At 71.4% G+C, this 25,976-nt stretch carries 26 protein-coding genes; 11 read left to right on the top strand and 15 right to left on the bottom strand.

Going from position 1 to position 25,976, the window contains the following annotated elements; all coding sequences use genetic code 11:
• Window positions 1-128: 128 nt before the first annotated feature.
• Window positions 129-872: an SDR family oxidoreductase gene (locus tag N6H00_RS11070; protein ID WP_268971430.1), complete on the bottom strand. Its 744-nt coding sequence runs from the start codon at window positions 870-872 to the stop codon at window positions 129-131.
• A 186-nt stretch (window positions 873-1,058) separates the two neighbouring features.
• Between N6H00_RS11070 and N6H00_RS11075 the strand changes: the two genes are divergently transcribed.
• From N6H00_RS11075 to N6H00_RS11085, 3 genes are all read left to right on the top strand, one after another.
• On the top strand, window positions 1,059-1,529 hold the full coding sequence (locus N6H00_RS11075; RefSeq protein ID WP_268971431.1) for an OsmC family protein: 471 nt from the start codon (window positions 1,059-1,061) through the stop codon (window positions 1,527-1,529).
• A gap of 139 nt (window positions 1,530-1,668) precedes the next feature.
• Window positions 1,669-2,310: an RNA polymerase sigma factor gene (locus N6H00_RS11080; protein WP_268971433.1), complete on the top strand. Its 642-nt coding sequence runs from the start codon at window positions 1,669-1,671 to the stop codon at window positions 2,308-2,310.
• Window positions 2,307-3,344 carry a CU044_5270 family protein gene (locus tag N6H00_RS11085; RefSeq protein WP_268971434.1) on the top strand — a complete coding sequence of 346 codons (1,038 nt, stop codon included), beginning with the start codon at window positions 2,307-2,309 and terminating at the stop codon, window positions 3,342-3,344. Before N6H00_RS11080 ends, N6H00_RS11085 begins: the two co-directional genes overlap by 4 nt.
• A gap of 132 nt (window positions 3,345-3,476) precedes the next feature.
• On the opposite strand, the gene hisF is transcribed toward N6H00_RS11085, so the two are convergent.
• The 8 genes from hisF to hisD are packed head-to-tail and all read right to left on the bottom strand — an operon-like array spanning window position 3,477 to window position 9,302.
• Window positions 3,477-4,247, bottom strand: coding sequence for an imidazole glycerol phosphate synthase subunit HisF (gene hisF / locus N6H00_RS11090; RefSeq protein ID WP_268971435.1), 771 nt, complete (start codon window positions 4,245-4,247; stop codon window positions 3,477-3,479).
• Window positions 4,244-4,654, bottom strand: coding sequence for a Rid family hydrolase (locus N6H00_RS11095; RefSeq protein WP_268971436.1), 411 nt, complete (start codon window positions 4,652-4,654; stop codon window positions 4,244-4,246). Before N6H00_RS11095 ends, hisF begins: the two co-directional genes overlap by 4 nt.
• Window positions 4,651-5,382 (bottom strand): bifunctional 1-(5-phosphoribosyl)-5-((5-phosphoribosylamino)methylideneamino)imidazole-4-carboxamide isomerase/phosphoribosylanthranilate isomerase PriA, encoded by a 732-nt coding sequence (gene priA, locus N6H00_RS11100; RefSeq protein ID WP_268971437.1) that lies wholly within the window; start codon window positions 5,380-5,382, stop codon window positions 4,651-4,653. Before priA ends, N6H00_RS11095 begins: the two co-directional genes overlap by 4 nt.
• Window positions 5,383-5,434: 52 nt before the next feature.
• Complete coding sequence (gene hisH, locus N6H00_RS11105; protein WP_268976919.1) at window positions 5,435-6,091, bottom strand: imidazole glycerol phosphate synthase subunit HisH; 657 nt, start codon at window positions 6,089-6,091, stop codon at window positions 5,435-5,437.
• 14 nt (window positions 6,092-6,105) lie between these two features.
• Entirely contained in the window at window positions 6,106-6,270 is a 165-nt protein-coding gene (locus tag N6H00_RS11110) for a hypothetical protein (RefSeq protein ID WP_268971439.1), read from the bottom strand.
• A gap of 1 nt (window position 6,271) precedes the next feature.
• Complete coding sequence (hisB, locus tag N6H00_RS11115; RefSeq protein ID WP_009718697.1) at window positions 6,272-6,865, bottom strand: imidazoleglycerol-phosphate dehydratase HisB; 594 nt, start codon at window positions 6,863-6,865, stop codon at window positions 6,272-6,274.
• The gene (locus N6H00_RS11120; protein WP_268971440.1) at window positions 6,862-7,980 is read right to left on the bottom strand and encodes a histidinol-phosphate transaminase; all 1,119 of its coding nucleotides are present in this window, start codon (window positions 7,978-7,980) and stop codon (window positions 6,862-6,864) included. Before N6H00_RS11120 ends, hisB begins: the two co-directional genes overlap by 4 nt.
• Window positions 7,977-9,302 (bottom strand): histidinol dehydrogenase, encoded by a 1,326-nt coding sequence (hisD, locus tag N6H00_RS11125; protein ID WP_268971441.1) that lies wholly within the window; start codon window positions 9,300-9,302, stop codon window positions 7,977-7,979. Before hisD ends, N6H00_RS11120 begins: the two co-directional genes overlap by 4 nt.
• A gap of 156 nt (window positions 9,303-9,458) precedes the next feature.
• Here hisD and N6H00_RS11130 point away from each other — a divergent pair, with 156 nt between their 5' ends.
• Genes N6H00_RS11130 through ybaK form a run of 3 tightly spaced genes read left to right on the top strand, consistent with a single transcriptional unit; the run spans window position 9,459 to window position 12,379 of the window.
• On the top strand, window positions 9,459-11,054 hold the full coding sequence (locus N6H00_RS11130) for an oxidoreductase (RefSeq protein ID WP_268971442.1): 1,596 nt from the start codon (window positions 9,459-9,461) through the stop codon (window positions 11,052-11,054).
• 34 nt (window positions 11,055-11,088) lie between these two features.
• Window positions 11,089-11,829, top strand: a complete 741-nt coding sequence (locus tag N6H00_RS11135; protein WP_268971443.1) for an LON peptidase substrate-binding domain-containing protein — start codon at window positions 11,089-11,091, stop codon at window positions 11,827-11,829.
• Window positions 11,830-11,881: 52 nt separating this feature from the next.
• Window positions 11,882-12,379 carry a Cys-tRNA(Pro) deacylase gene (gene ybaK / locus N6H00_RS11140; protein WP_268971444.1) on the top strand — a complete coding sequence of 166 codons (498 nt, stop codon included), beginning with the start codon at window positions 11,882-11,884 and terminating at the stop codon, window positions 12,377-12,379.
• A 256-nt stretch (window positions 12,380-12,635) separates the two neighbouring features.
• Here ybaK and N6H00_RS11145 read toward each other — a convergent pair whose 3' ends face one another.
• The 4 genes from N6H00_RS11145 to N6H00_RS11160 form a co-directional block, all read right to left on the bottom strand.
• Entirely contained in the window at window positions 12,636-13,370 is a 735-nt protein-coding gene (locus tag N6H00_RS11145; RefSeq protein ID WP_268971445.1) for a magnesium transporter, read from the bottom strand.
• A 59-nt stretch (window positions 13,371-13,429) separates the two neighbouring features.
• On the bottom strand, window positions 13,430-14,308 hold the full coding sequence (locus N6H00_RS11150) for an ABC transporter permease (protein WP_432280737.1): 879 nt from the start codon (window positions 14,306-14,308) through the stop codon (window positions 13,430-13,432).
• 133 nt (window positions 14,309-14,441) lie between these two features.
• Window positions 14,442-15,482: an ABC transporter ATP-binding protein gene (locus N6H00_RS11155; RefSeq protein WP_268971446.1), complete on the bottom strand. Its 1,041-nt coding sequence runs from the start codon at window positions 15,480-15,482 to the stop codon at window positions 14,442-14,444.
• Between the two features lie 78 nt (window positions 15,483-15,560).
• Window positions 15,561-16,880 (bottom strand): NYN domain-containing protein, encoded by a 1,320-nt coding sequence (locus tag N6H00_RS11160; protein ID WP_268971447.1) that lies wholly within the window; start codon window positions 16,878-16,880, stop codon window positions 15,561-15,563.
• Window positions 16,881-17,184: 304 nt separating this feature from the next.
• Between N6H00_RS11160 and N6H00_RS11165 the strand changes: the two genes are divergently transcribed.
• Entirely contained in the window at window positions 17,185-17,352 is a 168-nt protein-coding gene (locus N6H00_RS11165) for a hypothetical protein (protein ID WP_268971448.1), read from the top strand.
• A gap of 134 nt (window positions 17,353-17,486) precedes the next feature.
• On the opposite strand, the gene dnaE is transcribed toward N6H00_RS11165, so the two are convergent.
• A complete protein-coding gene (gene dnaE, locus N6H00_RS11170; protein WP_268971449.1) occupies window positions 17,487-21,032 on the bottom strand; it encodes a DNA polymerase III subunit alpha in 3,546 nt (1,181 codons plus the stop codon).
• A 215-nt stretch (window positions 21,033-21,247) separates the two neighbouring features.
• Here dnaE and N6H00_RS11175 point away from each other — a divergent pair, with 215 nt between their 5' ends.
• The 4 genes from N6H00_RS11175 (at window position 21,248) to N6H00_RS11190 (ending at window position 25,238) form a co-directional block, all read left to right on the top strand.
• On the top strand, window positions 21,248-22,573 hold the full coding sequence (locus tag N6H00_RS11175; RefSeq protein WP_268971450.1) for a DUF2252 domain-containing protein: 1,326 nt from the start codon (window positions 21,248-21,250) through the stop codon (window positions 22,571-22,573).
• Window positions 22,574-22,650: 77 nt separating this feature from the next.
• Window positions 22,651-23,598 (top strand): thioredoxin domain-containing protein, encoded by a 948-nt coding sequence (locus tag N6H00_RS11180; protein ID WP_268971452.1) that lies wholly within the window; start codon window positions 22,651-22,653, stop codon window positions 23,596-23,598.
• Between the two features lie 62 nt (window positions 23,599-23,660).
• Window positions 23,661-24,347: a hypothetical protein gene (locus tag N6H00_RS11185; RefSeq protein WP_268976921.1), complete on the top strand. Its 687-nt coding sequence runs from the start codon at window positions 23,661-23,663 to the stop codon at window positions 24,345-24,347.
• A gap of 63 nt (window positions 24,348-24,410) precedes the next feature.
• Entirely contained in the window at window positions 24,411-25,238 is an 828-nt protein-coding gene (locus tag N6H00_RS11190; RefSeq protein WP_268971453.1) for a DsbA family protein, read from the top strand.
• Window positions 25,239-25,323: 85 nt separating this feature from the next.
• On the opposite strand, the gene N6H00_RS11195 is transcribed toward N6H00_RS11190, so the two are convergent.
• Complete coding sequence (locus N6H00_RS11195; protein ID WP_268971454.1) at window positions 25,324-25,914, bottom strand: dienelactone hydrolase family protein; 591 nt, start codon at window positions 25,912-25,914, stop codon at window positions 25,324-25,326.
• Between the last annotated feature and the right edge of the window lie 62 nt (window positions 25,915-25,976).

Here is a 25,976-nt window from a genome sequence, read left to right on the forward strand (position 1 = left end):
TCGGCAGGCCACGGGACCGGACCCGCCGCCTCCGGGCCGGCTGAGCCGGCGTCAGCCCCGCGTCGGCCCGCGCGTCGAGCCGGCCGGGGAACGCCGGCGCTGGACGCCGGCGCTGCGCGCCCGTGCCCCTACTGGGCGCTCGCGGCCGGGCGGACCACGATCTCGTTGACGTCGACCTCGGCGGGCTGACCGATGGCGTAGGCGATGGCGTCCGCGATCGCGGAGGCGGGGATGGCCACCGAGCGGTAGGTCTTCATGGCCTCGCGGGCGCCCTCATCGGAGATGGAGTCGGCGAGTTCGGACTCGGTCACGCCCGGGGAGACCAGGCTGGTCCGGATGTCACCGGCCGACTCCTGGCGCAGCCCCTCCGTGATGGCGCGGACGGCGAACTTGGTGGCGCAGTAGACCGCGGCGGTCGGCACCACCTCGTACGCGCCGACCGAGGCGATGTTCACGATGTGCCCACCGCCCTGCTCCTTCATCACCGGCAGGGCCGCGGCGATGCCGTACAGCACCCCGCGCACGTTCACATCGAGCATCCGGTCCCACTCGTCGACCTTCAGCGCCTCCAGCGGCGAGAGCGGCATCACCCCGGCGTTGTTGACGATCACATCCACCCGCCCGAACCGCTCCCGGGCGGCGGCCACGAAGGCGCGCACGTCCTCGGCCGAGGTGACATCGAGCCGCTGGTACGCGGCGGTGCCGCCGTCGGCGGTGATCTGCGCGGCCAGCTCCCCGAGCCGCTCGGTCCGGCGCGCCCCCAGGTGGACCCGGTGCCCGTCGGCGGCGAGCCGACGCGCGGTCGCCTCCCCGATCCCACTGCTGGCCCCGGTGATGAGCACGACCTTGCCCGTGACGTTGCTGGCGTTCATGGCGGTATCCCTCTCGATCCTGCTGCCGTTCGCTGTCCTGCACCACCGAGTCTGCGCAGGTCAGCGCCCCTATACCAGGACGCCCTTCTCCTGGGTGCGCCACACCCAGTCGGCGCTCCGGATACGGTCGCACCTCGATCGCGCGATAGCTGAGCGCCGTAGATCACGAAAGGGAGCACGCAGACCATGGGCCGGAAGCACTCCTACCGCACCACCGTCCGCTGGACCGGCAACACCGGTTCGGGGACGAGTGGTTACCGCGACTACGGGCGGTCGCACGACGTCATCGGCGACGGCAAGCCGACCCTGCGGGCCAGTGCCGATCCCGCGTTCCTGGGGGATGCGGAGTGCTGGAATCCGGAGGAGTTCCTGCTGGCCTCGCTCTCCCAGTGCCACATGCTGACCTACCTCTCGGTATGCGCCCGGGACGGGGTACGGGTCACGGCGTACGAGGACGTCGCCACCGGGGTCATGGAGGAGGCGGCCGGGCACAGCGGGCGCTTCACCGAGGTGGTGCTGAACCCGGTGGTCACCGTCGCCGACGCGGCGATGGTGGAGCGGGCGCGCGCGGCGCACAGGGACGCGCACGAGGCGTGTTTCATCGCCAACTCGGTCAACTTCCCCGTCCTGCACCAGCCCACCGTCCGGGTCGGCTGAGCTCAGGCCGCCGTCGGCGGGGCCCCGTCGCCGAGCAGCCGGGCACGGGGCGCGGTCAGCGCCCGCGCAGCACATGTGGCGCAGGTCACGGGAACCACCTCCGGCGTGCGGAGAGGCACGGGTGTGAGGTGTAAACGACATGACTGAGGGTGTGCGGGCGCGGATTCGGGCGGGTGACCGCGAGGCGTTCGCAGAGCTCTACGAGAGTTACGCGCGCACGGTGTACAACCACGCCTACCGGCTGACCGGCGACTGGTCGGTCGCCGAGGAGGTGATGGGGGACACGTTCCTCGACGCCTGGCGTAACCGGGAGCAACTGGAGCCCGGCGACGGCACGCTGAAACCGTGGCTGCTGGGCGTGGCGACGAACAAGGCGCGGAACGCCAACCGGGGCATCGGCCGCCGGCTGGCCTTCCTGGCCCGCCGCCCCGCCCCCGACCCGGTGGCGGACTTCGCCGACGAGGCCGCCGGGCGCATCGACGACGCCCGCCGGCTCGCGGCCGTACGCAAGGTGTACGGCCGCCTGCGGCGCGGCGAGCAGGAGGTGCTGGCGCTGTGCGTATGGTCCGGCCTGGATTACGCGCAGGCCGCGCAGGCGCTGGGGGTTCCGGTGGGGACCGTGCGCTCGCGCCTGTCCCGCGCCCGCGCCCGGCTGCGGAAGCTCGCCGAGCAGAAACTCGCGGAAGAAAAGAAGGAACCGCGACCTCGCCGCGGAGAGGTACGGAGCGAGGCCGCGTTCGCGGCCCTGCCCTTTCAGGAACTTCAGGAGGAACCCCGATGAACGCCGCCGGCTCCGGTCCCGCACGGGCCGGGCACGAGGAAGCGGAGCGCGAGGAACTGGCCCGGCTGCTTCCCGCCCCGGCCGAACGGGACGTTCCTTCCGAGCCCTACCTCCACCACAAGGACCGTTTGATGCAGCACATCGATGACGACCAGAACCGCACCACCCCCGCGCCCGCCCAGAAGGTCCGGCGGCGGATGCTGCGCCCGGCGCTGCTGATGCCCGCCGCGGGCCTGGCGCTGGCCGGGGCGCTGGCCGTCACCCTCACCGCGGGCGGGGAGTCCGGCAACGGCTCCGGCCAGCCCCGGGAGAGCGCCGCCGTCCTGCTCGACCGGATCGCCGGCGTCGCCGAGAAGACGGACGTCAAGCCGGTACGGGAAGACCAGTTGGTCTACGTCAAGAGTCTGATGGCGGGAGCCGAGCTGAAGGAGGACGGCTCCTCCAAGCTGGACCCGCTGCACGAGCGGGAGATCTGGAAGTCACAGATCTCCAAGCCCGTGATCAAGATCGGCCTGATCCACGAGGACGGGGCCTACTTCCCGCTCAACGAGGGGGGCCCCGGCACTCCGGCGGGCGTCCACCGGCCGACGTACCTCTGGCTGTCGTCCCTGCCCACCGACCCGGACGCCCTCCTCAAGGAGCTGTACCGGATGACCGAGCCGGAGGAGGGGCACGAGAAGGCGCAGGCCGTCTTCGACCTGATCGGCGAACTGCTGTCGGAGAACGTCATGCCGCCGGAGAACGCCGCCGCCATCTACAAGGCCGCCGCGAAGCTCCCCGGGGTGAAGCGCGTCGACGACGCGGTGGACGCGGCCGGGCGGCACGGGGTCGGCATCGCCCGTACCGACAAGTGGGCGTCGACCGCCACCGAATGGGTCTTCGACCGGGACAGCCTGGCCTTCCTCGGCGAGCGCCGCTACCGGACGGAGGACGTCGGGGCGGGCAAGAAGGGCGACATCCTGGAGAAGTTCGCGGTCCTGGAACGCGGCATCGTCGACGCGTACCGCGAGCGGCCGGACTCGGACACGAAGTAGGCGGGCCCCGGGGGTGGGGCGGACCGTGCTGCGGTCCGCCCCGCCCCCGGCCGTTGGGCCAGGGCCCTTCCGGCGGATCTCGGCCGGAGGAGGAGCGGTGTCGCGGGCCCGCGACGATCCACCGGACAGGGCCTAGCGGACCGGGTGCCCGGCCCTCCGCAGTTCGTCCTTGACCTGGCCGATCCGCAGATCGCCGAAGTGGAAGACGGACGCGGCCAGCACCGCGTCCGCGCCCGCGGCGATCGCCGGCGGGAAGTCGGCGAGCTTCCCCGCGCCGCCGCTGGCGATGACCGGGATGGTGACGTGCTTGCGGACGGCCTCGATCATGGCCGTGTCGTAGCCGTCCTTGGTGCCGTCCGCGTCCATCGAGTTCAGCAGGATCTCCCCGGCGCCCAGCTCCGCGGCGCGGTGGGCCCACTCGACGGCGTCGATCCCGGTGCCCCGGCGGCCGCCGTGGGTGGTGACCTCGTAGCCGGAGGCCGTCACCGTCCCTTCGGGACAGGCGCGGGCGTCGACCGAGAGGACCAGGACCTGGCTGCCGAAGCGCTCGGCGATCTCGCGGATGAGTTCGGGGCGGGCGATGGCGGCCGTGTTGACGCCGACCTTGTCCGCCCCGGCGCGCAGCAGCTTGTCGACGTCCTCCGGGGTGCGGACGCCCCCGCCGACCGTCAGCGGGATGAAGACCTGCTCTGCGGTGCGGCGGACCACGTCATAGGTGGTCTCGCGGTCGCCGGAGGAGGCGGTGATGTCGAGGAAGGTCAGCTCGTCCGCGCCCTCCTCGCCGTAGACCTTGGCCATCTCGACCGGATCGCCCGCGTCGCGCAGATTCTGGAAGTTGACGCCCTTGACGACCCGGCCGTTGTCCACGTCCAGGCAGGGGATGACTCGGACCGCCAGGGTCATGACTGTCGTGCTCCTCGGAATGCTTCCAGTTCCACTTCCACCAGGACCCGCGAGTCGACGAAGCCGGACACCACGACCAGCGTGGCGGCGGGGCGCACGGCGTCGAAGAGCTCCTTGTGGGCGCGGCCCACCTCGTCCACGTCGCGGGCGTGGGTGATGTACATACGGGTGCGGACCACCGATTCGACGCCCAGGTCGAACTTCTTCAGGACGTCCAGCGCATGGCGGAAGGCCGCGAGGGTCTGTTCGTACGGATCGCCCTCGCCCTCCAGCACACCGCGCTCCGCGAGCGGCATCGTCCCGGAGACGAGCACCAGGTCACCGGCCTCCACGGCCCGTGCGAACCCGATGTTCTCCTCCCAGGGGCTCTCGGTCTGGACCCGCCGCGCGGTCTCGGGTGAGGTCATACGGATACCGCCTCCAACGCCTCTTCCAAGGTGAACGCCTTGGCGTAGAGCGCCTTGCCCACAATGGCGCCCTCGACACCTTCCGGTACCAGGGTCGCAAGGGCGCGCAGGTCGTCGAGGGAGGAAACGCCGCCGGAGGCGACGACGGGCTTGGTCGTCGCGGCGCAGACGTTGCGCAGCAGCTCCAGGTTGGGGCCCTGGAGGGTGCCGTCCTTGGCGATGTCGGTGACGACGTAGCGGGCACAGCCCTCGGAGTCGAGGCGGGCCAGGGTCTCGTACAGATCGCCGCCGTCACGGGTCCAGCCGCGGCCGCGCAGGGTGGTGCCGCGCACGTCGAGGCCCACCGCGATGAGGTCGCCGTGCTCGGCGATGACCTTGGCGACCCATTCGGGGGTCTCCAGGGCGGCCGTGCCGAGGTTCACCCGGGCGCAGCCGGTGGCCAGGGCGGCGGCCAGCGAGGCGTCGTCGCGGATGCCGCCGGACAGCTCGACCTTGAGGTCCATGGCACGGGCCACCTCGGCGATCTGCGCGCGGTTGTCCCCGGTGCCGAAGGCGGCGTCGAGGTCCACCAGGTGCAGCCATTCGGCGCCCGCGCGCTGCCAGGCCAGGGCGGCCTCCATCGGGTCGCCGTACGACGTCTCGGAGCCGGACTCGCCGTGCACGAGGCGGACGGCCTGGCCGTCGCGGACGTCGACGGCGGGGAGGAGTTCGAGGCGGTGCGTGGGCATGCGGGCAACCTTCGGTCGGTCGTGCGGGCGGGTGGGAGCCGGCGCGGGCCGGTCAGAGCGTGTCGAGCCAGTTGCGGAGCAGCCGCGCTCCGGCGTCACCCGACTTCTCGGGGTGGAACTGGGTGGCCCACAGCGGGCCGTTCTCCACGGCGGCGACGAACGGCTCGCCATGGGTGGTCCAGGAGACCTTGGGAGCGGGGATGTGCGGGTTGGTGACCTCCAGCTCCCAGGTGCGGACCGCGTAGGAGTGGACGAAGTAGAACCGCTCGCCCCCGTCCAGCCCGGCGAACAGCCGCGAGTCCTGGGGCGCCGTGACCGTGTTCCAGCCCATGTGGGGGACGACGGGGGCGCGCAGCGGCTCGACCGTGCCGGGCCACTCCTCCAGGCCCTCGGCCTCGACGCCGTGCTCGATACCGCGCCCGAAGAGGATCTGCATGCCGACGCAGATGCCCATGACCGGGCGGCCGCCGGACAGCCGGCGCCCCACGATCCAGTCGCCGCGCGCCGCGCGCAGCCCCTGCATACAGGCGGCGAAGGCGCCGACGCCGGGGACGAGGAGGCCGTCGGCGGCCATGGCCGCCTCGTAGTCGCGGGTGATCTCGACCCGCGCGCCGACGTGGGCGAGGGCCCGCTCGGCGGAGCGTACGTTGCCGAATCCGTAGTCGAAGACCACGACGTTCTTCGGCGTCTTGGTGGGCACGGGCTTCATGGGGGTGTCGTCGCTCAATTCCACACCTCGAGCCGCAGGACCCCGGCGAGCAGCGCCATCGCGGCGCCGACGCCGAGCAGCGTGATGATGCTCTTGGACATGCCCTGCTTGACGAAGGAGATGACCCCGCCGAGCAGGAACAGTCCGAGGAGGATGAACGCGGTCGACAGGCCGTTCACGTTAGAGGGCGCCCTTCGTGGAGGGGAGGATTCCGGCGGCCCGGGGGTCGCGCTCACTGGCGTAGCGCAGGGCCCGCGCCAGGGCCTTGAACTGGCACTCCACGATGTGGTGCGCGTTGCGCCCGTAGGGGACGTGGACGTGCAGGGCGACCTGCGCCTGGGCCACGAAGGACTCCAGGATGTGCCGGGTCATCGTGGTGTCGTACGAGCCGATCATCGGCGCGATGTTCTCCGGCTCGCTGTGCACCAGGTACGGGCGGCCGGAGAGGTCGACCGTCACCTGGGCCAGGGATTCGTCGAGCGGCACCGTGCAGTTGCCGAAGCGGTAGATGCCCGTCTTGTCGCCGAGCGCCTGCTTGAAGGCGGCGCCGAGCGCGAGGGCGGTGTCCTCGATGGTGTGGTGGGTGTCGATGTGCAGGTCGCCCTCGGTCTTGACGGTGAGGTCGAAGAGGCCGTGGCGGCCGAGCTGGTCGAGCATGTGGTCGTAGAAGCCGACCCCTGTCGACACATCGACCTGGCCGGTGCCGTCGAGGTCGATCTCGACGACCACCGAGGTCTCCTTGGTGGTGCGCTCCACGCGGCCTACGCGGGTCATGCGCTCTTCTCCTTCATCAGCTCGCGTACCGCGTCGAGGAACGCGTCGTTCTCGGCGGGGGTGCCCGCGGTGACCCGCAGCCATCCCGGTACGCCGTTGTCACGGACCAGGACGCCCCGGTCCAGCAGGCCCTGCCACGCCGCGTGGGCGTCCTCGAAGCGGCCGAACTGGACGAAGTTGGCGTCGGAGTCGGTCACCTCGCAGCCGATGGTGCGCAGCTCGCTCACCAGCCGGTCACGCTCGGCCTTCAGCGCCTCGACGTACCCCAGCAGCGTATCGGTGTGCTCCAGGGCGGCCAGCGCGGTGGCCTGGGTGATGGCGGACAGGTGGTACGGCAGGCGGACCAGCTGGACGGCGTCGACGACCGCCGGGTCGGCGGCGAGATAGCCCAGCCGCAGCCCGGCCGCGCCGAACGCCTTGGACATGGTCCGCGAGAGCACCAGCCGCGGCCGCCCCTCGATCAGCGGCAGCAGCGACGGACGGTGGCTGAACTCCCCGTACGCCTCGTCCACGACGACGAGTGCCCCGGCGGCGTCCGCCCTGGCGGCCTGCGCCGCGTCGTGGAGCGCCAGCACCGTCTCGGCCTCGACGGCCGTGCCCGTCGGATTGTTCGGCGAGGTGATGAACACGACATCGGGGCGGTGCTCGGCGATGGCCTGACGGGCGGCATCGACATCGATGGTGAAATCGGTGTTCCGGGGACCGGAAATCCAGCCGGTGCCGGTGCCACGGGAGATCAGCGCGTGCATCGAGTACGAGGGCTCGAAGCCGATCGCGGTGCGCCCCGGCCCGCCGAAGGTCTGGAGCAGCTGCTGGAGCACCTCGTTGGACCCGTTGGCCGCCCACACGTTCGCGACGCCGACCTCGAGACCGGCCGTGCGGCTGAGGTAGCGGGCCAGCTCGGTGCGGAGCTCGACCGCGTCCCGGTCCGGGTAGCGGTTGAGGTTCCGGGCCGCCTCGGCGACCCGCTCGGCGATCCGCGCGACCAGCGGCTCGGGCAGCGGATAGGGGTTCTCGTTGGTGTTCAGCCGTACGGGCACATCGAGCTGCGGGGCGCCGTACGGGGACTTGCCACGGAGCTCGTCCCGGATCGGGAGATCGTCAATGCGGGTCACTTGCTCGGTGGCACCTTCCAGTCGAACCTTGCCTTCACCGCGGCGCCGTGCGCGGGCAGATCCTCCGCCTCGGCGAGCGTCACCACATGGCCGGCGACCTCGGCCAGCGCCTCCCGGCTGTAGTCCACCACATGGATACCGCGCAGGAAGGACTGCACGGACAGCCCCGAGGAGTGGCAGGCGCAGCCGCCCGTGGGCAGCACATGGTTGGAGCCCGCCGCGTAGTCGCCGAGCGACACCGGCGCATAGGCCCCGACGAAGATCGCCCCGGCGTTGCGCACCCGGGCCGCGACGCCCGCCGCGTCCTGGGTCTGGATCTCCAGGTGCTCGGCGGCGTATGCGTCCACGACGGCCAGGCCCTGCTCCAGACCGTCGACCAGCACGATGCCGGACTGCCGCCCGGACAGCGCCGGAGCGATCCGGTCCGCGACGTGCTTGGTGGCCGCGACCTGGACCTCCAGCTCCTTCTCGACCGCGGTGGCCAGCTCCTCGGAGTCGGTGACCAGCACGGACGCGGCCAGCGGATCGTGCTCGGCCTGGCTGATCAGGTCGGCGGCGACGTGCACCGGGTCGGCGGTGGCGTCGGCGAGGATGGCGATCTCGGTCGGCCCGGCCTCGGCGTCGATGCCGATCCGGCCCTTGAGCAGCCGCTTGGCCGCGGCGACCCAGATGTTGCCCGGCCCGGTCACCATGGAGACCGGACGGCAGTCCTCGGTGCCGTAGGCGAACATGGCGACGGCCTGGGCGCCGCCCGCCGCGTACACCTCCTCGACGCCCAGCAGCGCGCACGCGGCCAGGATCGTGGGGTGCGGCAGGCCGCCGAACTCGCTCTGCGGCGGGGAGGCGACGGCCATCGAGCCGACCCCGGCCTCCTGCGCGGGCACCACGTTCATCACCACGGACGACGGGTAGACCGAGCGCCCGCCCGGTACGTACAGGCCGACGCGCTCGACCGGCACCCAGCGCTCGGTGACCGTGCCGCCCGGCACCACCTGGGTGGTGTGGTCGGTGCGCCGCTGCTCGCGGTGGACCAGCCGGGCCCGCCGGATGGACTCCTCCAGAGCGGCCCGCACGGCCGGGTCCAGCTCGGCGAGGGCGCGCCCCAGCGCCTCCGCGGGGACCCGCACCCGCTCTATGGTGACGCCGTCGAACCGATGGGCGTACTCGATCAGCGCAGCGGTACCACGATGGCGCACGTCGTCGCAGATGGGCCGGACCTTCTCCAGGGCGGCCTCGACATCGAGCTCGGCACGGGGCAGCAGGTCGCGGTCGATCCCGCCCTCGGGGAAGGCGGCGCCGCGCAGATCGATACGGGAGATCACGCGCCCAATTGTCTCAGACCCGCCACGGCGCCCCTCCCCCCGTATCAGCCAGTGATACGGACCCCCTAAGTTGACCCTGACCGTTGGCGTTCAACCGGTTACTCAGCGGGAATGTGGTCCGTACGGGGACACGGAGAATCAGGAGGGGACACGGCTGTGACCGAGCCGCACGATGGCGATCCACCCCCGGGTCTCGATCTGACCACCGCCGAATGGGGCATGTGGCAGGCGTTCCGCAACGGCAGCACCCATGATCTGCGCACCTCGCACCCCCAGCGGAACGACCCCTCCGGCCCGTACGCATGGGGGCCGGAGCGCAGTGTCCGCGCGCGTGTCGTGGCCCTGCTGCTGCTGGACGGGCCGCCCGCGCAGCCGGGCCGGGTGTCCGCGCTCAAGCTCAACGGGGTGCACATCACCGGCACGCTCGACCTGGCCGGCGGCAACATCGAGCCCTATGTGGAGCTGAAGAACTGCCGCTTCGAGCGGGAGGTGCTGCTCCCCGAGTCGCAGTTCACCACCCTGCGCCTGGTGGGCTGCGCCCTCCCCCGGCTGGAGGCGGCCCGGCTGCGCACCGAGGGCGATCTGCATCTGCCGCGCTGTGTGGTCGAGCACGGCATCCGGCTCACCGACGCCCATATCGGCACCGATTTACTGCTCAACCAGCTGATCGTGCGCCGTGACCGCCGGGGCATGTCGATCAGCGCCGACGGGCTGTCCGTCGCCCAGGACTTCCAGGCCGACATGATCGAGTCGTATGGCGAGCTGAGCCTGCGCGGGGCGCAGATCGGGGTGTCGCTCAGCCTGCGCGGCAGCCGGCTGCGCAACCCTTACGGCCGCCGCGCCCTCAACGCGCCGCAGCTGACCGTGGAGCGCAGCCTCTACCTCACCGCGGGCGGGGTGAGCACATATTCCAGCGGCTCCACACCGCCGTACGGCACCGCCTCCACCCCGACCCGCGGCACCCGTATCCAGCGTTTCGAATGCGAGGGCGGCATCCGGCTCGACGACGCGCGGATCGGCGACGCCATCGACTTCGACCAGGCCCGCTTCATCATGGAGAACGACCAGGAGCTCTCGCTGCGCCGGGTCCAGACGCCCGAGCTGCGCTTCCTCGGGGAGCGGCCACAGCGCGGACGGGTGATCCTCTCCGGCGCCCGGGTGGTCAACCTGGTCGACAAGTCGGTGAGCTGGCCGGGGCCGGGCGGGCTGACCATGGCCGGGTTCAGCTACGAGTGTCTGATCCCGCGCGGCCACTTCCCGCTGTCCCGGCGGCTGGAGTGGGTGGCCGCCGCGACCCCCGAGTACGCGCCCGAGCCGTACGAGATGCTGGCCAACACCATGCGGGCCAGCGGCGAGGACGCCGACGCGCGCGAGGTGCTGCTCGCCAAGCAGCGCCGCCGCCGGGAGACGCTGCCGCTCGCCGGGAAGGTGTGGGGCTACCTCCAGGACTGGACGGTGGCCTACGGCTACCGACCGGGCCGGGCGGCGGTGTGGATGGCGGTGCTGTGGGCGGTCGGCTCGGTGTTCTTCGCGCACAACCGGCCGGAGGCGATGAAGCCGGACGAATCCCCGCACTGGAACGCCTCGCTCTACACCCTCGACCTGCTGATCCCGGTCATCGACCTGGGCATGGACGGCTACTGGAAACCCGAGGGCCCGGTCCAATGGGCGTCCATCGTGATGATCCTGCTGGGCTGGGTGCTGGCCACCGCGGTGGCCGCCGGCGCCTCACGACTGCTGCGGCGCCAGTGAAAGGTGGCGCGCGGGGCCATTAGGCTTACGCCCCGTGACCTCCGCGCGCCTTCCGCTCTTCCCGCTGAACACGGTGCTGTTCCCGGGGCTCGTCATGCCCCTGAACGTCTTCGAACAGCGGTATCGCTCCCTGATGCGCGACCTGTCGGCGCTCCCCCAGGACGCGCCGCGCCGGTTCGGGGTGATCGCGATCCGGGACGGCCACGAGGTCGCCCCGAGCGCGATCGGCCTCCCGGACTCCGTCACGCTGCCGGACCCCGGCCCCACGGCCGGGTTCGGCCCCGACCCCGCCAAGTCCTTCTATTCCGTGGGCTGTGTGGCGGACGCGGCCACCATCCGGGAGCAGGAGGACGGCACCTTCGAGGTGCTGGCCACCGGCACCACCCGGTTCGAGCTGCTCTCCGTGGACTCCTCCGGCCCCTATCTGTCGGCCGAGGTCAAGGAGCTGGAGGAGGAACAGGGCGAGGGCGCCGGGGCACTGGCCTCAGGGGTCGTACGGGCCTTCCGGATGTACCAGAAGCGGCTCGCGGGCGCCCGTGAGCGGACCCTGGCGGCCGAGCAGGACCTGCCGGGCGAACCGTCCGTCCTCTCCTATCTGGTGGCGGCGGCGGCCGTGCTCGACACGCCCGCGAAGCAGCGGCTGCTCCAGGCGCCGGACACCGCGAGCCGGCTGGCCGAGGAGCTGAAACTGCTGCGCGCCGAGAGCGCGGTCATCGGTAAGCTCCCGTCGCTCCCCGCCGTCGACCTGACCCGCCGTCCCACCAGCCCCAACTGACGCAGACGAACCGACGCAGACGAACCGACGCAGAGAATCGACGCGGACCAACATGGCCAAGAAGTCCAAGAAGACCTCCGCGGGCACCCCCGCCACCACCGCGCTGACGGCCGCGGGCACCGACTTCACCCTGCACTCCTACGAGCACGACCCGGCCGCCCCCTCCTACGGCGAGGAGGCCGCCCAGGCGCTCGGCGTCGAACCGGGCCGGGTCTTCAAGACCCTGGTCGCCAGCGTCGACGACCGCCTTACGGTCGCCATCGTCCCGGTCTCGGCCACGCTCGACCTCAAGGCACTCGCCTCGGCGGTGGGCGGGAAGCGCGCCACGATGGCGGACCCCGCGGTGGCCGAGCGCACCACGGGCTATGTGCGGGGCGGGATCTCCCCGCTCGGTCAGCGCAAGCGCCTTCCCACGGCCCTGGACGCGTCGGCCACCGGCTACGAGACGATCTGCGTCTCGGCGGGCCGGCGCGGGCTGGAGGTCGAGCTGTCGCCCAAGGACCTGGCGTCGCTGACCGACGCGGTGCTGGCGCCGATCGCCCGCACCTAGGGCGTGTTTCGAAAGCAGCGCCGTCCGCCCGGAGGGCGGGCCCCGCGGCGTCTGGTGCGTGTGATCGCAAGGCGGAGGGTCGTCCTCGTAGTGGGCCAAGCGCGCGTGCCAGGCGCCGCGGGGCAGGCGGGACTTTCGAAACGCGCCCTAGGGGCCCGCCGGCAACCGGCAGGGGCGCGGGCCCCGGGCGAGGGCGCTCAGGCCCTGAGCGGGCCCTGTGCGGTCCCCGAGCCCCCGGGCCCTCGCCGAACGGCGCCTAGCGCGCTCCCGAGCCCGCCGCGGGCGGCAGGGCCGGCTCCGGGTCGCGGGGGCCGAACAGCCCCGTCAGCGCCAGGTGGATCACCATCGCCGCCACCGACCACGACAGCAGCGCGCCCTTCGCGCCCAGCTTCAGCGGTCCGTCGAAGGTGACGCCCTTACCGGCCGACTTTGCATGGGCCACGACGTCCGAGGTGGGTCCCAGCCATACGCCCAGCCGCCAGGCGATCACCGAGGCGAGCACCCCGCCGATCGCCAGCCCGACGACCAGCGCGATACCTCCGCGGCGGAAGAGCAGAAAGACGACGACGGCCGAGACCACCCCGAAGGCGAGCCCGAGCAGCGTGAACACACCGTCCGCGCCGATCGCGTCCTCACCTTCCGAGTTCGCCAGATAAACGGCGGAGCCGTCCGAGACCAGCGGCACCTTCGGCGCCCACCACAGCCACAGCAGCCCGAGAAGCACCCCCGCGACCGCCACCGCGATGGCGACCAGCGACGCCTGCACCAGTTCGGCGCGCAACTCGGGCCCCGGCTCGGACTGCTCCGAGTGCTCCGAGTGGTCGGGGTGGCCAGGGTGGTCGGGATGACCGGACTGCCCGGGATGGCTGCTTTGCTCCGGGTGCCCGGAATGTTCGGGGTGCGCGTACGGCTGCCCCTGGGACGGCGGCCGGCCCCCGGCAGGATCATCGTGCGGCGAAGGCTGATCATGTGGCGTCAACGGTGCGGTCACCCCGTCATCGTGCCAGGCGGATGGCGTACATCGGTCGGCGGGAGGTTCACTGCGGCGCGTCACCGCACCGCCGCCCGCCGATAGGCCCAGGTCGCGGCAGCGAGGGACACCACGGCCACCCCCGCGCACACCCCGAGGTCGGCACAGATCACCCACCAGTCGGGCTGCCCGTCGAAGGACCGCGCCAGGGCCTCCACACCGTACGTCGAGGGCAGCAGATCGCGCACGTACGACACTACCTGCGGCATCCGGGCCGCGGGCAACACGCCCAGCAGCAGCGCGGCGGACATCCCCAACTGCCCGCACAGCGTGGCGAGTTCCTGGCGCGGCGCGAGCAGCCCCAGCGCGGCGCCGAGTCCGGCGAGGGCGGCGCCGGAGAGCGGGATCACGGCGAGGAGGATCCACAGATGCGCCATGGGCAGCTGGAAGAGGGCACTGCCCATGACCGCGGTGACGGCGGTCCCGGGCACGGTGAAGGAGGCGTACGCGGCGGCCGCCCCGAGCACCACGGCCGCGGGCGGCACCGGCAGGGTCGCGTAGTGGTCGAGCCCGCCGCTGGCCCGCAGCTGGCCGAAGTACTGCGCGAGCAGGTTGAGCGCCACGAAGGCGACGACGAGCACGCTCGACCCGGCCACCACGGACCGCGCCTCGTTTCCGCCGTCCACCACCCCGCGCATCAGGATCATGATCCCGACGGACTGGAAGGTCGCCACGAACAGCAGGGGTATCCGGGCCACCCGGGCCCGCGAGAGCTGGGCGCGGTAGACCGCGGCGAGCGCGGGGAAGAGCCGTGCCCGCGCCGCCAGGGGCGCGGGCACATCACCGGCCCCGCCGGACGCCCCCGACGTACCAGAGGCGTCAGGAGCACCGGAGACACCCGAGGTACCGGAGGCACCGGGCACACCTGTGGTCCCGGACACACCGGACAGGGCGGGCACGACACTCACGTTGCGCTGCTCCTTCACCTACACGGGTCTACGGTTCTACGGCTTCACGGTTCTACGGCTGCATGGCTCCACGTCCCGAAATACGGTCACGGCCACCGGCGCGTTCACCGGAGCGCCCCGGCCATCACGCCTTCACCAGCCCCTGCGCGCCCTCCGCACGGCCGCCCAGGGCGAGGTACACATCCTCCAGGCTCGGCGTGGCGAGAGTGAAATCGTCCAGCGCGGCGAAGGCGGGACCACCGGTCACGGTGGCGACGGCGGCGCGCGCGTCGTCCGGCGGGAGCCGCAGCGTCCAGCGCCGCCCCAGGGCGCCGTCCGCGGCCCGAGCCGCCTCGGCGGCCTTCCGCAGGGCGGCGACCCCGGGCACGTCCAGCGGCGGCTCGGTGCGCCACACCAGCTCCAGCCGCACCTCGTCGGCCACCAGCGCCTTGAGCCCGGCGGGCGTGTCGCAGGCGATCACCCGGCCGCGGTCCAGCACGGCGACCCGGTCCAGAACCGTTTCCGCCTCGATCACGTTGTGGGTGACCAGCAGCACCGTGACCCCCCGCTCGGCCCGCCGCCGGTCCACGGCCGCCCATACGGCGCGCCGGGCCACGGGGTCCATCCCGGTGGTGGGCTCGTCCAGCACCAGCAGCGGCCGCTCCCCGACCAGCGCGGCGGCGACGCAGGCCAGCCGCCGCTGTCCGCCGGAGAGCTTCTTCAGCGGCCGCCCGGCGAGTCCCCCGAGCCCCAGCTCCTCGATCACCGCGTCCCGCTCCGCGCGGGCCGCGCGGTTGTCCAGCCCGCGCAGCCGCGCGGTGGTCTCGGCGGCGAGCGAGACGGTCAGCTCGTCCAGCGCGGTCGAGTCCTGGCCGAGATAGCCCAGCAGCCGGGCGGCGCGCTCGGGGTGGCGTACCAGATCGTGGCCGAGCACCCGCACCCTGCCCTCGTCGGGCCGCAGCAGGCCGGTGAGCTGCCGTACCAGGGTGGACTTGCCGGCGCCGTTGGGCCCGAGCAGCCCGAAGACCTCGCCGCGCACCACATCGAGGTCGATGCCGTCGCTGGCCCGGACGGCGGGCGTGGCGGGCGCGCCGCGTCGGCCACGCGCCGCGGGATAGGTCTTGACCAGGCCGCGCACGGTGCACACCACATCGCCGCTCGTCGCCTGTTTCGCGCCCGTCCTCACGAGCTATGAGGGTACGCGCCCAAACACCCACACCTGCGCCCGGGGCCCACGCCCTCGGCGGGAGAACGGCGGGAAGGCTTACTCCCCGGCCGGTGCGTGCTCCGCCGCCGAACGGACGTCGATCTCACGCCAGAAGCCCGCCCGGATCGCATAGCGGTCGTGCTCGTCGATCTGGTCGTCCTTGTGGGCCAGCAGCCCGAAGCGGGCCGCGTAGCGCAGCAGTTCGCCGTCGATACGGTGCGGGATGCGGGGGTACTCGGTGGAGAGCTGGTGCAGATGGCCCGGATCGGCGAGCCGGTCGGCCCAGCGGCGGGCGAAGACCTGGCCGACCTCGAAGGGGTCGCCGCTGACGGCGGTGATGTCCTCCTCGCGGTCGGCCCAGCGCTGCTCGGCGCTGGTGAGCTGGGCCAGCATGGGGAGATTGGCGGTCTCCGGCGGCTCCCCCACCCCGGTGCCGGGGCCGCGGTCGATCCAGCCCTTGTCGGAGGACCAGCGCAGGGTGGCACTGGCGGCCTGCTGCCGCTCCGCCTGGCCGCCGGGCACGGCCGGGCCCCGGCCCAGGTCGGCGAGGTCCTTGGGGGTGGGCACGCCCCGGCCGGCGCCCCCTGCCGCGGTGTCCGGGCCCGCCCCGGGGGCCGCGGCGGCGGGACGGCCGGGAGCGGCCGCCGGGTCGGTCACCCCGGCGCCGGTCCTGGCGGTGCCGTTGCGGCCGGGGGGCGCCTCGCCCGCGCCGGGCGGGGCGGCCGCGGCGGCGGCAGCGGCGGCCGCCGCCGTCTCCGGCAGCGGGGCGGAGAGGATGGCCGCGATCTCCGGGCGCGGCTCGGAGACGGGCGCGCAGGGCCCGGGAAGCTCCTTGGCGCGCACCGCCCGGGTGATCCAGGCGCGGTCCAGGACACGCCGCTCATCGGCCTCGGCGACGAGGTCCTCGGACTGGTTGTAGTCGCCGTCGGCGGCCTGGACCGCCCACAGGTGGACGGCGACGCCGTGTTCCTTGGCCGACATCAGTCCGGGCAGCAGGTCCCCGTCGCCGGTGACGAGCACGATGTCGGAGCAGGCGCGGTTGCGGGCGAGCTCGGTGAGCTCGGCGTGCATGGCGGCGTCGACGCCCTTCTGGGCCCAACGGCCGTCACTGCGGGTGAGCGCGCCCAGCCGGACGGTCACCCGGGGCATCACGCGCAGCCTCCGGTGCTCGGGCTGCGGGACGCGGTCGGGGGCGCCGTCGAACCAGTAGATGCGCAGCAGCGGACGCTCGGTCTCGGCCTCGGCCCGCTCCCGCAGGCCCTGGATGAGGGTCGCGTGGTCAACGGAAATACGCGATCGGGCGGGCTCCCCGGCCAGCAGGCTCGCGGCGGCGCCCAGCAGATACCCGGCGTCCACCAGGACGACGCAGCGGTCCACGTTCCACCCTCTTTCCTGACGGTCCAGTCCTCGGTCGCCCCCCGCACACAGCCATGCCCCGGATCTCCCCTTCGGCCTTCCTTCGAGTCTGCCCGACCGTACGGGGGGTTATCAGTCCGAACTGGATCACCGGCGTGGCGGATACGGCCTACCCGCCAACACCCTCCTTCTCACTCACGGTAATTGCCCGAAATGCACGGGTCACCGTGGCGTGTCACTGTTCTTCCCGAAGGGATTCTCACCGGAGGGCCCTTCATCGGGGGACTCTTCGCCGGGGGCTGATCCCAACTGGAGGAACACCACCATGGGCAAGAACAAGAACCGCACTCGCAAGCAGCAGCAGGAGCAGGGCATGGCCGACCGCCCCGCCGAGCAGCAGTCCTCGATGGACGCGCAGTCGCAGGCGATGCGGTCGGAGGGCAGCCCGTCGACGGCGCGCAAGACCCGGCAGAAGAGCTTCGGCCACAACTGAGGCACCGCGCGGCGGCACCGGCCGCCGCGACGGCGGGCCGCGCGGCAGCGGCCCCGGGGCGCGCCCGTGCCGGGCGCGCCCCTCGCGCTGAAAGGGGCCGGGTCAGCGGGGCGAACGCCGGCCAGGCCGGGCGGTCACCCGGCCAGACAGGACGCCCCCAGCAGCACCTTGAGGTCGCCGAAGAGCGCCGGGTCGGGGGTGACGCGGTGCCGGTCGAGCCGCAGCACGGTGGTCTTCCGGGCCCCCTGGAGCTTGATCCGCACCTCCGTGGAACCGCGGTGGTGGGTGAGCACCTCGCCGAGCTTCTCGACCAGCGGCGGGGTGACCTTGACCGTGGGAATGGTGATCGTCACGGGTGCGTTGGCCGACGCCTCGGACAGATCGGGAACCATCAGCTCCATGGCGACCAGCCGGGGCACGTCCTCGCGCTTGTCCAGCCGGCCCTTGACGAAGACGACCGCGTCCTCCACGAGCTGGGTGGAGACCAGCTGGTAGGTGGCGGGGAAGAACATGCACTCGATGGAGCCGGCCAGGTCCTCCACGGTGGCGATGGCCCAGGCGTTGCCCTGTTTGGTCATCTTGCGCTGGAGGCCGGAGATGATGCCGCCGATGGTGACGATCGCACCGTCGGCGTGCTCGCCCCCGGTGAGCGCGGCGATCGCGGCGTCCGCCTTCTCGTTCAGCACATGCTCGATGCCGAACAGCGGATGGTCGGAGACATACAGGCCCAGCATCTCCCGCTCCTGGGCCAGCAGATAGGCCTTGTCCCATTCGACGTCCGAGAACTCGACGTCGAGCCCGAAGCCCGGCCCGTCGCTGTCCCCGCCGTCGCCGCCCATGCCGCCGAAGAGGTCGAACTGCCCCTCGGCCTCCTTGCGCTTCACCGCGACCACATTGTCGATCAGCGCCTCGTAGTGCGCCATCAGCCCCTTGCGGGTGTGGCCCATCTCGTCGAAGGCACCCGCCTTGATCAGCGATTCGGTGGTGCGCTTGTTGCAGACCACCGCCTCGACCTTGTCCAGGTAGTCCGGGAACGAGGCGTACTTCCCCTTGGTCTTACGGCCGCGGATGATCGCTTCCACCACGTTCTGACCGACGTTCCGGACCGCCGTGAGACCGAAGAGGATCACATCATCACCCTGGGCGGTGAAGTTGGCCTCGGACTCATTGACGTTGGGCGGCAGCACCTTGATGCCCATGCGGCGGCATTCGTTCAGATAGACCGCCGACTTGTCCTTGTCGTCACGGACCGAGGTGAGCAGCGCCGCCATGTACTCGGCGGGGTAGTTGGCCTTGAGGTACGCGGTCCAGTAGGTGACCAGGCCGTAGGCGGAGGAGTGCGCCTTGTTGAACGCGTATCCGGCGAACGGGACCAGCACGTCCCACACCGCCTGGATGGCCTCGTCGGAGTACCCCTTCTCGCGGGCGCCCTTCTGGAAGTTGACGAACTCCTTCTCCAGCACCTCGGGCTTCTTCTTGCCCATCGCACGGCGCAGCAGGTCGGCCTGGCCGAGCGAGTAGCCCGCGAGCACCTGGGCGGCCTTCTGCACCTGCTCCTGGTACACGATGAGGCCGTAGGTGATGCCGAGGACCTCCTTGAGCGGCTCCTCCAGCTCGGGGTGGATCGGGGTGATCTCCTGCTGCCCGTTCTTCCGCAGCGCGTAGTTGATGTGCGAGTTCATGCCCATCGGGCCCGGCCGGTAGAGGGCCGAGACGGCGGAAATGTCCTCGAAGTTGTCGGGCTTCATCATGCGCAGCAGGGAGCGCATGGGACCGCCGTCGAACTGGAAGACGCCGAGGGTGTCACCGCGGCAGAGCAGTTCGAAGGTCTTGGGGTCGTCCAGGGACAGATCGAGCAGCTTCAGATCGATGCCCTTGTTGGCGCGAACCATCTTGACGGCGTCGTCCATGATGGTGAGGTTGCGCAGGCCCAGGAAGTCCATCTTCAGCAGGCCCAGCGACTCACAGGTGGGGTAGTCCCACTGGGTCACGACCTGGCCGTCGTTCTTCGGCGAGAAGACCGGGACGTGGTCGGTCACCGTCTCGCTCGACATGATCACGCCGGCGGCGTGCACACCCATCTGGCGCACCAGGCCCTCGATACCGCGGGCGGTGTCGATGACCTTCTTGACATCCGGCTCGTTCTCGTACATTCCGCGCACCTCGCCCGCCTCGCTGTAGCGGGGGTGGCTGGAGTCGGTGATGCCGGAGAGCGGGATGCCCTTGCCGAGGACGTCGGCGGGCATCGCCTTGGTGATGCGGTCGCCCATCGCGTACGGGTAGCCCAGCACACGGGCCGAGTCCTTGATGGCGTTCTTGGCCTTGATGGTGCCGTAGGTACCGATCTGGGCGACCTTGTCGGCGCCGTATTTCTCGGTGACGTACCGGATCACCTCACCGCGCCGACGCTCGTCGAAGTCGATGTCGACATCGGGCATGGACACGCGCTCGGGGTTGAGGAACCGCTCGAAGATCAGCCCGTGCTCGACCGGGTCGAGGTCGGTGATGCCCATCGCGTACGAGACGATCGAACCGGCCGCGGAGCCTCGCCCGGGGCCGACCGCGATGCCGTTGTTCTTGGCCCACATGATGAAGTCGGCGACCACGAGGAAGTAGCCCGGGAACCCCATCTGGATGATGACGTCCATCTCGTACTCGGCGAGCTTCTGGCGGTCCTCGGGGACGCCGCCGGGGAAGCGGCGGGCCATCCCCTTGCGGACCTCCTCCTGGAACCAGGTGACCTCGGTGTACCCCTCGGGGACGTCGAACCGGGGCATCAGGTCACGCTTCTCGAACCACCCGGTGGTGTCGATCTGCTCGGCGACCAGCAGGGTGTTGGCGCACCCCTGCTGCCAGGCGTCGGAGGAGTCGATGGCGTACATCTCCTCCGTGGACTTCAGGTAGTAGCCGGAGCCGTCGAAGCGGAAGCGGTCCGGGTCGGAGAGGTTCTTGCCGGTCTGGACGCACAGCAGCGCGTCGTGCGCCTCCGCCTCACGGGAGTACGTGTAGTGCGAGTCATTGGTGACCAGCGGCGGGATGCCCAGCTTCTTGCCGATCTCCAGCAGCCCGTCGCGGACCCGGCGCTCGATCTCGATGCCGTGGTCCATCAGCTCCAGGAAGTACCGGTCCTTGCCGAAGATGTCCTGGTACTCGGACGCGGCCTTGAGGGCCTCGTCGAACTGGCCGAGCCGCAGCCGGGTCTGCAGCTCGCCCGAGGGGCAGCCGGTGGAGGCGATCAGACCCTCGGACCACTGGGCGATGGTCTCCTTGTCCATCCGCGGCCACTTGACGAAATAGCCCTCCATATAGGCGTCCGAGGAGAGCCGGAAGAGATTGTGCAGACCGGTCTTGTTCGCCGCCCAGATGGTCTTGTGGGTGTAACCACCGGAACCGGAGACGTCATCGCGCTTCTGGTGCGGCTGGCCCCACTGCACACGCCGCTTGTAGCGCCGCGACTCGGGCGCCACATACGCCTCGATCCCGATGATCGGCGTGACCCCGGCGCCCGTCGCCTGCTGGTAGAAGTCGTAGGCGCCGTGCAGGTTGCCGTGGTCGGTCATGGCGATGTGGGTCATGCCCATCTCATTGCAGGCCTTGAACATGTCCTTCAGCCGCGCCGCACCGTCCAGCAGCGAGTACTGGGTGTGGACATGCAGGTGCGTGAAGGGCGGCTTCGTCACGGTGGAGGACCTCCGGCGAACAATCGATGACGGCAAGGCGAGACAGCACCGAAGGTTACCCCTCCGCACCGACAGGAGCCCGGCACTCACGAGTAGCCTCGGGCGTTGATCCCGACGGGGCGTCCGGTCCTCCCGCGCACCCGGCGGACCGGAACATACCCTGTCGTATCTGCCATTCCGATCAGATCCCTCATGCCCCCAGGAGGCGCTCCGCGATGTCGACCCAGCAGACCCAGGCGGAACAGCGCGGCGAGCACATCCTCGCCGTTTTCGACACCGCCTTCGGCGAGCTGCTCGCCGCCGACCCGGCCGCCTTCCGCGTCAAGTTCCGGAAGATGGCCGCCTCGGCGTTCGCGTTCTACCGCGGCACCGCCTGCCTGTTCTACGCCGATGTGGAGCGGGAGCGCGCCGGCGGTCCGTACCTGGACGACCGCACCAGCCGGGTGTGGATCCACGGCGACCTCCACGCCGAGAACTTCGGCACCTACATGGACGCCAACGGCCGGCTGATCTTCAACGTGAACGACTTCGACGAGGCGTACGTCGGTCCCTTCACCTGGGACCTGAAGCGCTTCGCCGCCTCCGTGGCGCTCATCGGCTACACCAAGGCGCTCAGCGACGAGAAGATCACCGAGCTGGTGCGGACGTACGCCGGCGCGTACCGCGAGCGCATCCACGCCCTGGCCACCGGCGCCAAGAACGACGAGGTGCCGCCCTTCACCCTGGAGACCTCGGAGGGTCCGCTGCTGGACGCGCTGCGCGACGCCCGCTCGCTGACCCGCTTCGGGCTGCTCGACTCGATGACCGAGATCCGCGACTTCGAGCGGCGCTTCTCGGCCGGCGGCGGGTCCATCGAGCTGGACGCGGCCACCCGCTACAAGGTCCTGGCCGCCTTCGACGGCTATCTGGAGACCCTCCCGGAGTCCAGTCTCGCGCGTCCGGACTCCTACCGCGTCAAGGACGTCGTGGGCCGCCGGGGCATCGGCATCGGCAGCGCCGGGCTCCCCTCGTACAACATCCTTCTGGAGGGCAACAGCGACGCCCTGGAGAACGATGTGGTGATCTACATGAAGCAGGGGCAGACCCCGGCGGTCTCCCGGCACATCACCGACGAACAGGTGCGGTCGTACTTCCACCACGAGGGCCACCGCACGGTGATCTCCCAGCGCGCGCTCCAGGCCCACGCCGACCCGTGGCTGGGCTGGACCGAGCTGGACGGGGCGGGGCAGCTGGTCGCCGAGGTGTCGCCGTACGCGGTGGACCTCGACTGGTCCGACATCGACGACCCGGCCGAGATCGCGGCGGTCGTGGCCGACCTCGGACGGGCCACGGCCGCCATGCACGCGGCCGCCGACGACCAGAGCGGCCACTCGCTGGTGCCGTTCTCCACCGAGCGCGCCATCGACGCGGTGATCGCCGCCGACGAGGACGGCTTCGCCGATCTCCTGGTGGACTTCGCGCACTCCTACGGCGCCCGCGCCCGCGCCGACCACCAGATCTTCGTGGACCTCTTCCGCAACGGCCGCATCCCCGGCCTCTGACCGCCCAGGGGGCCCATGACCGCCCCCGGTGACCGCACGGTCGCCGCCCCCCGCCGACTGCTCTATCGTTACCGGGCATGTGGCCTGGAGAGCAGCCGCCGGGGGGCGAGCAGAATCCGCAGCGGAATCCGTACCAGCAGCCGGGGTACCAGCAGCCGGGCCATCCGCCGCCCCCTGCTCAGCCTCCGGGCTTCCCGCCCGCTCCCCCGCCGCCGCCCGGCCCGGTCGGCGCGCCCGGCCCGGCGGACCGGCAGCGCCGGAGCGGGCTCACGGCCGTCGTGGCGGTGACGGTGGCCGCCGCCGCGCTCGCGGGCGTTCTGGTGATCACGGACGAGGACACGGGTTCGAAGGACTCCGCGGCCGATGTCGTCCAGGGCGGCTCCGACGGCTCCACGGACGCGGACGGCTCCGGGGGCTCGCAGAAGCTCGTCACGCCCGCCCACAGCTCCGGTCCGAGCGGCACCACCGTGGTGGTCGGCGAGGCCGGTTCCGGGCACACCCTCGACGTCTACGAGGATCTTCGCTGCCCGCCGTGCGCCGCCTTCGAACAGGGGGTCGGGCCCACCATCGCCAAGGACATCAAGGACGGCACGTACCAGGTGTCGTTCCACTTCGCCGCCATCCTGGACGAGACCATGGGCGGCAGCGGCTCCGCGAACGCCCTGAGCGCCCTCGGGGCGGCGCTGGACGTGAGCACCGACGCCTTCCTCGACTACAAGGCCGCCCTGATGTCGTCGAAGAACCACCCCGTGGAGTCCAAGGACTCCTACGCCGACGACGACTATCTGCTGAACGTCTCCCAGGAGGTGTCCGCGCTCAAGACGAACGCCTCCTTCCGGGCGGCGGTGCGCGAGGGCACCTACGACCCCTGGGCGAAGCAGGTGATCGCCGACTTCGACGCCTCCGGGGTGAACGGCACGCCCACCGTCGAGCTCGACGGCTCCCCGCTCCAGGCGAACGGCTCCGCCCCGGTGACCGCGACGGAGTTCACGAAAGCGGTGAACAAGCAGCTCAAGGGCGGATAGCCGGCCGCCATGGCCGGTTCTTCACCTGGTCCATACGGGCGAACGTGGCAGAATTCGAAGGTATGGACGGCACCGGACCGCAGCTGAGGGCAGTGCGCGCGGCGCTCTTCACCGCGCTGTGCGTCACGCTGTCCTCGGCTTCGCATGTCCTGCTGTCGCGGGTCCCGCTGCCCCTGGGCACCGTCGCCGCGCTCTCGGTGGCCGTCTTCGCCCTCGCCTACGCCCTCGCGGGCCGGGAGCGGGGCTTCTGGTCCATCGCCGCCCTGCTGATCCCGCTGGAGCTGGCCGCCGACACGATCTTCACCACCGGCCAGCAGGCGTGCTACGGACAGTCCGGCGGCCCCGTGGCGGGCTCGCTGCGCTCCATGGGGGTCACCGTCCTGTGCGGCGGCGGTGACCTCGGCGGTCCGCTGCCCGCGGTCTCCCGGAGCGGCGTCGGCACCCCGCTGGCGGCCACCGTGAGCTCCTCCACGCCCTGGCTGCTGCTCGCCGCGCATATCGCGGTGGGTCTGGTCGCCTCGGCCTGGCTGCGGCGCGGCGAGGCCGCCGTGGGCCGTCTGCTGGGCTCCCTGGCCGCCTTCGCCTTCCGGCCGCTGCTGCTGGCCGCCGCGGGCCTGGCGCCGGCCGGGGCGCTCCCGCACCGGCGCCCGGCCCCGCGGCCCGTACGGCCGGTGCGCCCGGCGCCGGCGCTCCCCCTCCTCGTGCACTCCGTGGTGCGCCGCGGACCGCCCTGCTCGGCCGCTGCCTGAGCACAGCGTTCCCCACCCCGTACGCATCACCGACGACGCACACCCACGGAGATCGAATCCATCATGAGCAACCGCAACAGCCACCAGAACAAGCAGGCCGCGCGCGAACGGCTGCGCGCCGAGCGTGAGCGCCAGGCCAAGCGGGAGCGGACGCGGCGCCAGCTGTTCGTCGGCGGCGCGGTCGTCGCGGTCCTGGCGATAGCCGGCGGCATCGGCTACGCCGTCACCAACATGCACTCGGACGACGCCAACAAGAAGTGGCGGGCGGCGGCCGAGAAGGAGGCGTTCAAGAAGCCCGCCCACACCAGCGGCTCCCAGGGCACGACGGTCGTCATCGGCGACGAGAAGGCCAAGAACACCCTGCACGTCTACGAGGACATGCGCTGCCCGGTCTGTGCCCAGTTCGAGGAGTACACCGGTAAGACCGTGCTCAAGGACATCAAGGACGGCACCTACAAGGCGCAGTTCACGATGGGCACCTTCCTCGACGACAACAAGCAGGCGCCCGGCGCCGGCTCGAAGAACGCCCTGAGCGCGCTCGGCGCGGCCCTCAACGTCAGCCCGCAGGCGTTCCTGGACTACAAGGCGGCGCTGTACGCCCCGAAGAACCACCCCGACGAGACCGACGACGCCTTCGCCAGCGACCAGAAGCTGATCGACATCGCCCAGCAGGTCAAGGAGCTGAAGGGCAACACGGCCTTCGAGAAGGCCGTGAAGAACGGCACCTACGACCGGTGGGCGCTGGCCATGTCCAAGTCGTTCGACGACACCAAGGACATCACCGGCACCCCGTCCTTCAAGCTCAACGGGAAGAAGCTGGAGGTCAACGGCAACCCGCCGATGACCCCGGACCAGTTCACCCCGCTCATCGAGAACGGGCTCAAGAAGTAACGGCCGACGCTGTTCCCGGCCGGATCGGCGGGCGTGTCCCCACAGGGCACGCCCGCCGATCGCGCTCGCCGGCCCGGCGGCCCGCTCAGAGGTCGGCCAGGAAGCCGAGCGCCACCCGCCAGGCGGCCTCGGCGGCCTCCTTGTCGTAGTCCGGCAGCTCGGGGTCGGTGAAGATGTGCCCGGCCCCGGCGTAGCGGAAGACCTCCACATCGGCGCCCGCCCGCCGCATTCGCAGATACCAGGCGTTGAGCCAGTCGTGCGGCTCGAACGGGTCGGGGTCGGCCACGTGCAGCTGCACCGGCAGCTCGTCGGCCGCCGCGTCGTCGGCGATGTCCGAGGTGCCGTGCAGCAGAAGCAGTCCGCGCGCCTTGTCGTCGGCCAGCGCCAGGTTCTGCGCGAGGGAGCCGCCGAGCGAGAAACCGGCGTAGACCAGCCCGCGGTCCGAGTACGGCGCGGCGGCGGTGACGGCCCGCTTCAGCAGCTCGTCGCGGCCGATCCGCTCCTTGATCACCATGCCGTCCTCGACGGTGTCGGCGGTCTGCCCCTCATAGAGGTCGGGCACGACCACCTCATGCCCGGCCGCGCGCAGCCGGTCGGCCGCCTCCCGCACGGCGGGCCGCAGTCCGTACGCGGAGTGGAACAGAACAATCGTCGAGGTACCGGCCACCGCTGTCACTTCCCCTTGCGTGGGTCTTCCATGGGTTTTCCACGGGTCTTCCGTGGGTTTTCGCGAGTTCT

Origin of the sequence: Streptomyces sp. S465 (genome assembly GCF_026898115.1) — a bacterium.
Lineage (GTDB): Bacteria > Actinomycetota > Actinomycetes > Streptomycetales > Streptomycetaceae > Streptomyces > Streptomyces luomodiensis.

Excerpts from the sequence above, each read along its gene's own strand:
- N6H00_RS11070 (WP_268971430.1), bottom strand. The coding sequence starts at position 872 with ATGAACGCCAGCAACGTCACGGGCAAGGTCGTGCTCATCACCGGGGCC.
- N6H00_RS11075 (WP_268971431.1), top strand. The coding sequence starts at position 1,059 with ATGGGCCGGAAGCACTCCTACCGCACCACCGTCCGCTGGACCGGCAAC.
- N6H00_RS11080 (WP_268971433.1), top strand. The coding sequence starts at position 1,669 with ATGACTGAGGGTGTGCGGGCGCGGATTCGGGCGGGTGACCGCGAGGCG.
- N6H00_RS11085 (WP_268971434.1), top strand. The coding sequence starts at position 2,307 with ATGAACGCCGCCGGCTCCGGTCCCGCACGGGCCGGGCACGAGGAAGCG.
- hisF (WP_268971435.1), bottom strand. The coding sequence starts at position 4,247 with ATGACCCTGGCGGTCCGAGTCATCCCCTGCCTGGACGTGGACAACGGC.
- N6H00_RS11095 (WP_268971436.1), bottom strand. The coding sequence starts at position 4,654 with ATGACCTCACCCGAGACCGCGCGGCGGGTCCAGACCGAGAGCCCCTGG.
- priA (WP_268971437.1), bottom strand. The coding sequence starts at position 5,382 with ATGCCCACGCACCGCCTCGAACTCCTCCCCGCCGTCGACGTCCGCGAC.
- hisH (WP_268976919.1), bottom strand. The coding sequence starts at position 6,091 with ATGAAGCCCGTGCCCACCAAGACGCCGAAGAACGTCGTGGTCTTCGAC.
- hisB (WP_009718697.1), bottom strand. The coding sequence starts at position 6,865 with ATGACCCGCGTAGGCCGCGTGGAGCGCACCACCAAGGAGACCTCGGTG.
- ybaK (WP_268971444.1), top strand. The coding sequence starts at position 11,882 with ATGGCCAAGAAGTCCAAGAAGACCTCCGCGGGCACCCCCGCCACCACC.
- N6H00_RS11165 (WP_268971448.1), top strand. The coding sequence starts at position 17,185 with ATGGGCAAGAACAAGAACCGCACTCGCAAGCAGCAGCAGGAGCAGGGC.
- N6H00_RS11175 (WP_268971450.1), top strand. The coding sequence starts at position 21,248 with ATGTCGACCCAGCAGACCCAGGCGGAACAGCGCGGCGAGCACATCCTC.
- N6H00_RS11180 (WP_268971452.1), top strand. The coding sequence starts at position 22,651 with ATGTGGCCTGGAGAGCAGCCGCCGGGGGGCGAGCAGAATCCGCAGCGG.
- N6H00_RS11185 (WP_268976921.1), top strand. The coding sequence starts at position 23,661 with ATGGACGGCACCGGACCGCAGCTGAGGGCAGTGCGCGCGGCGCTCTTC.
- N6H00_RS11190 (WP_268971453.1), top strand. The coding sequence starts at position 24,411 with ATGAGCAACCGCAACAGCCACCAGAACAAGCAGGCCGCGCGCGAACGG.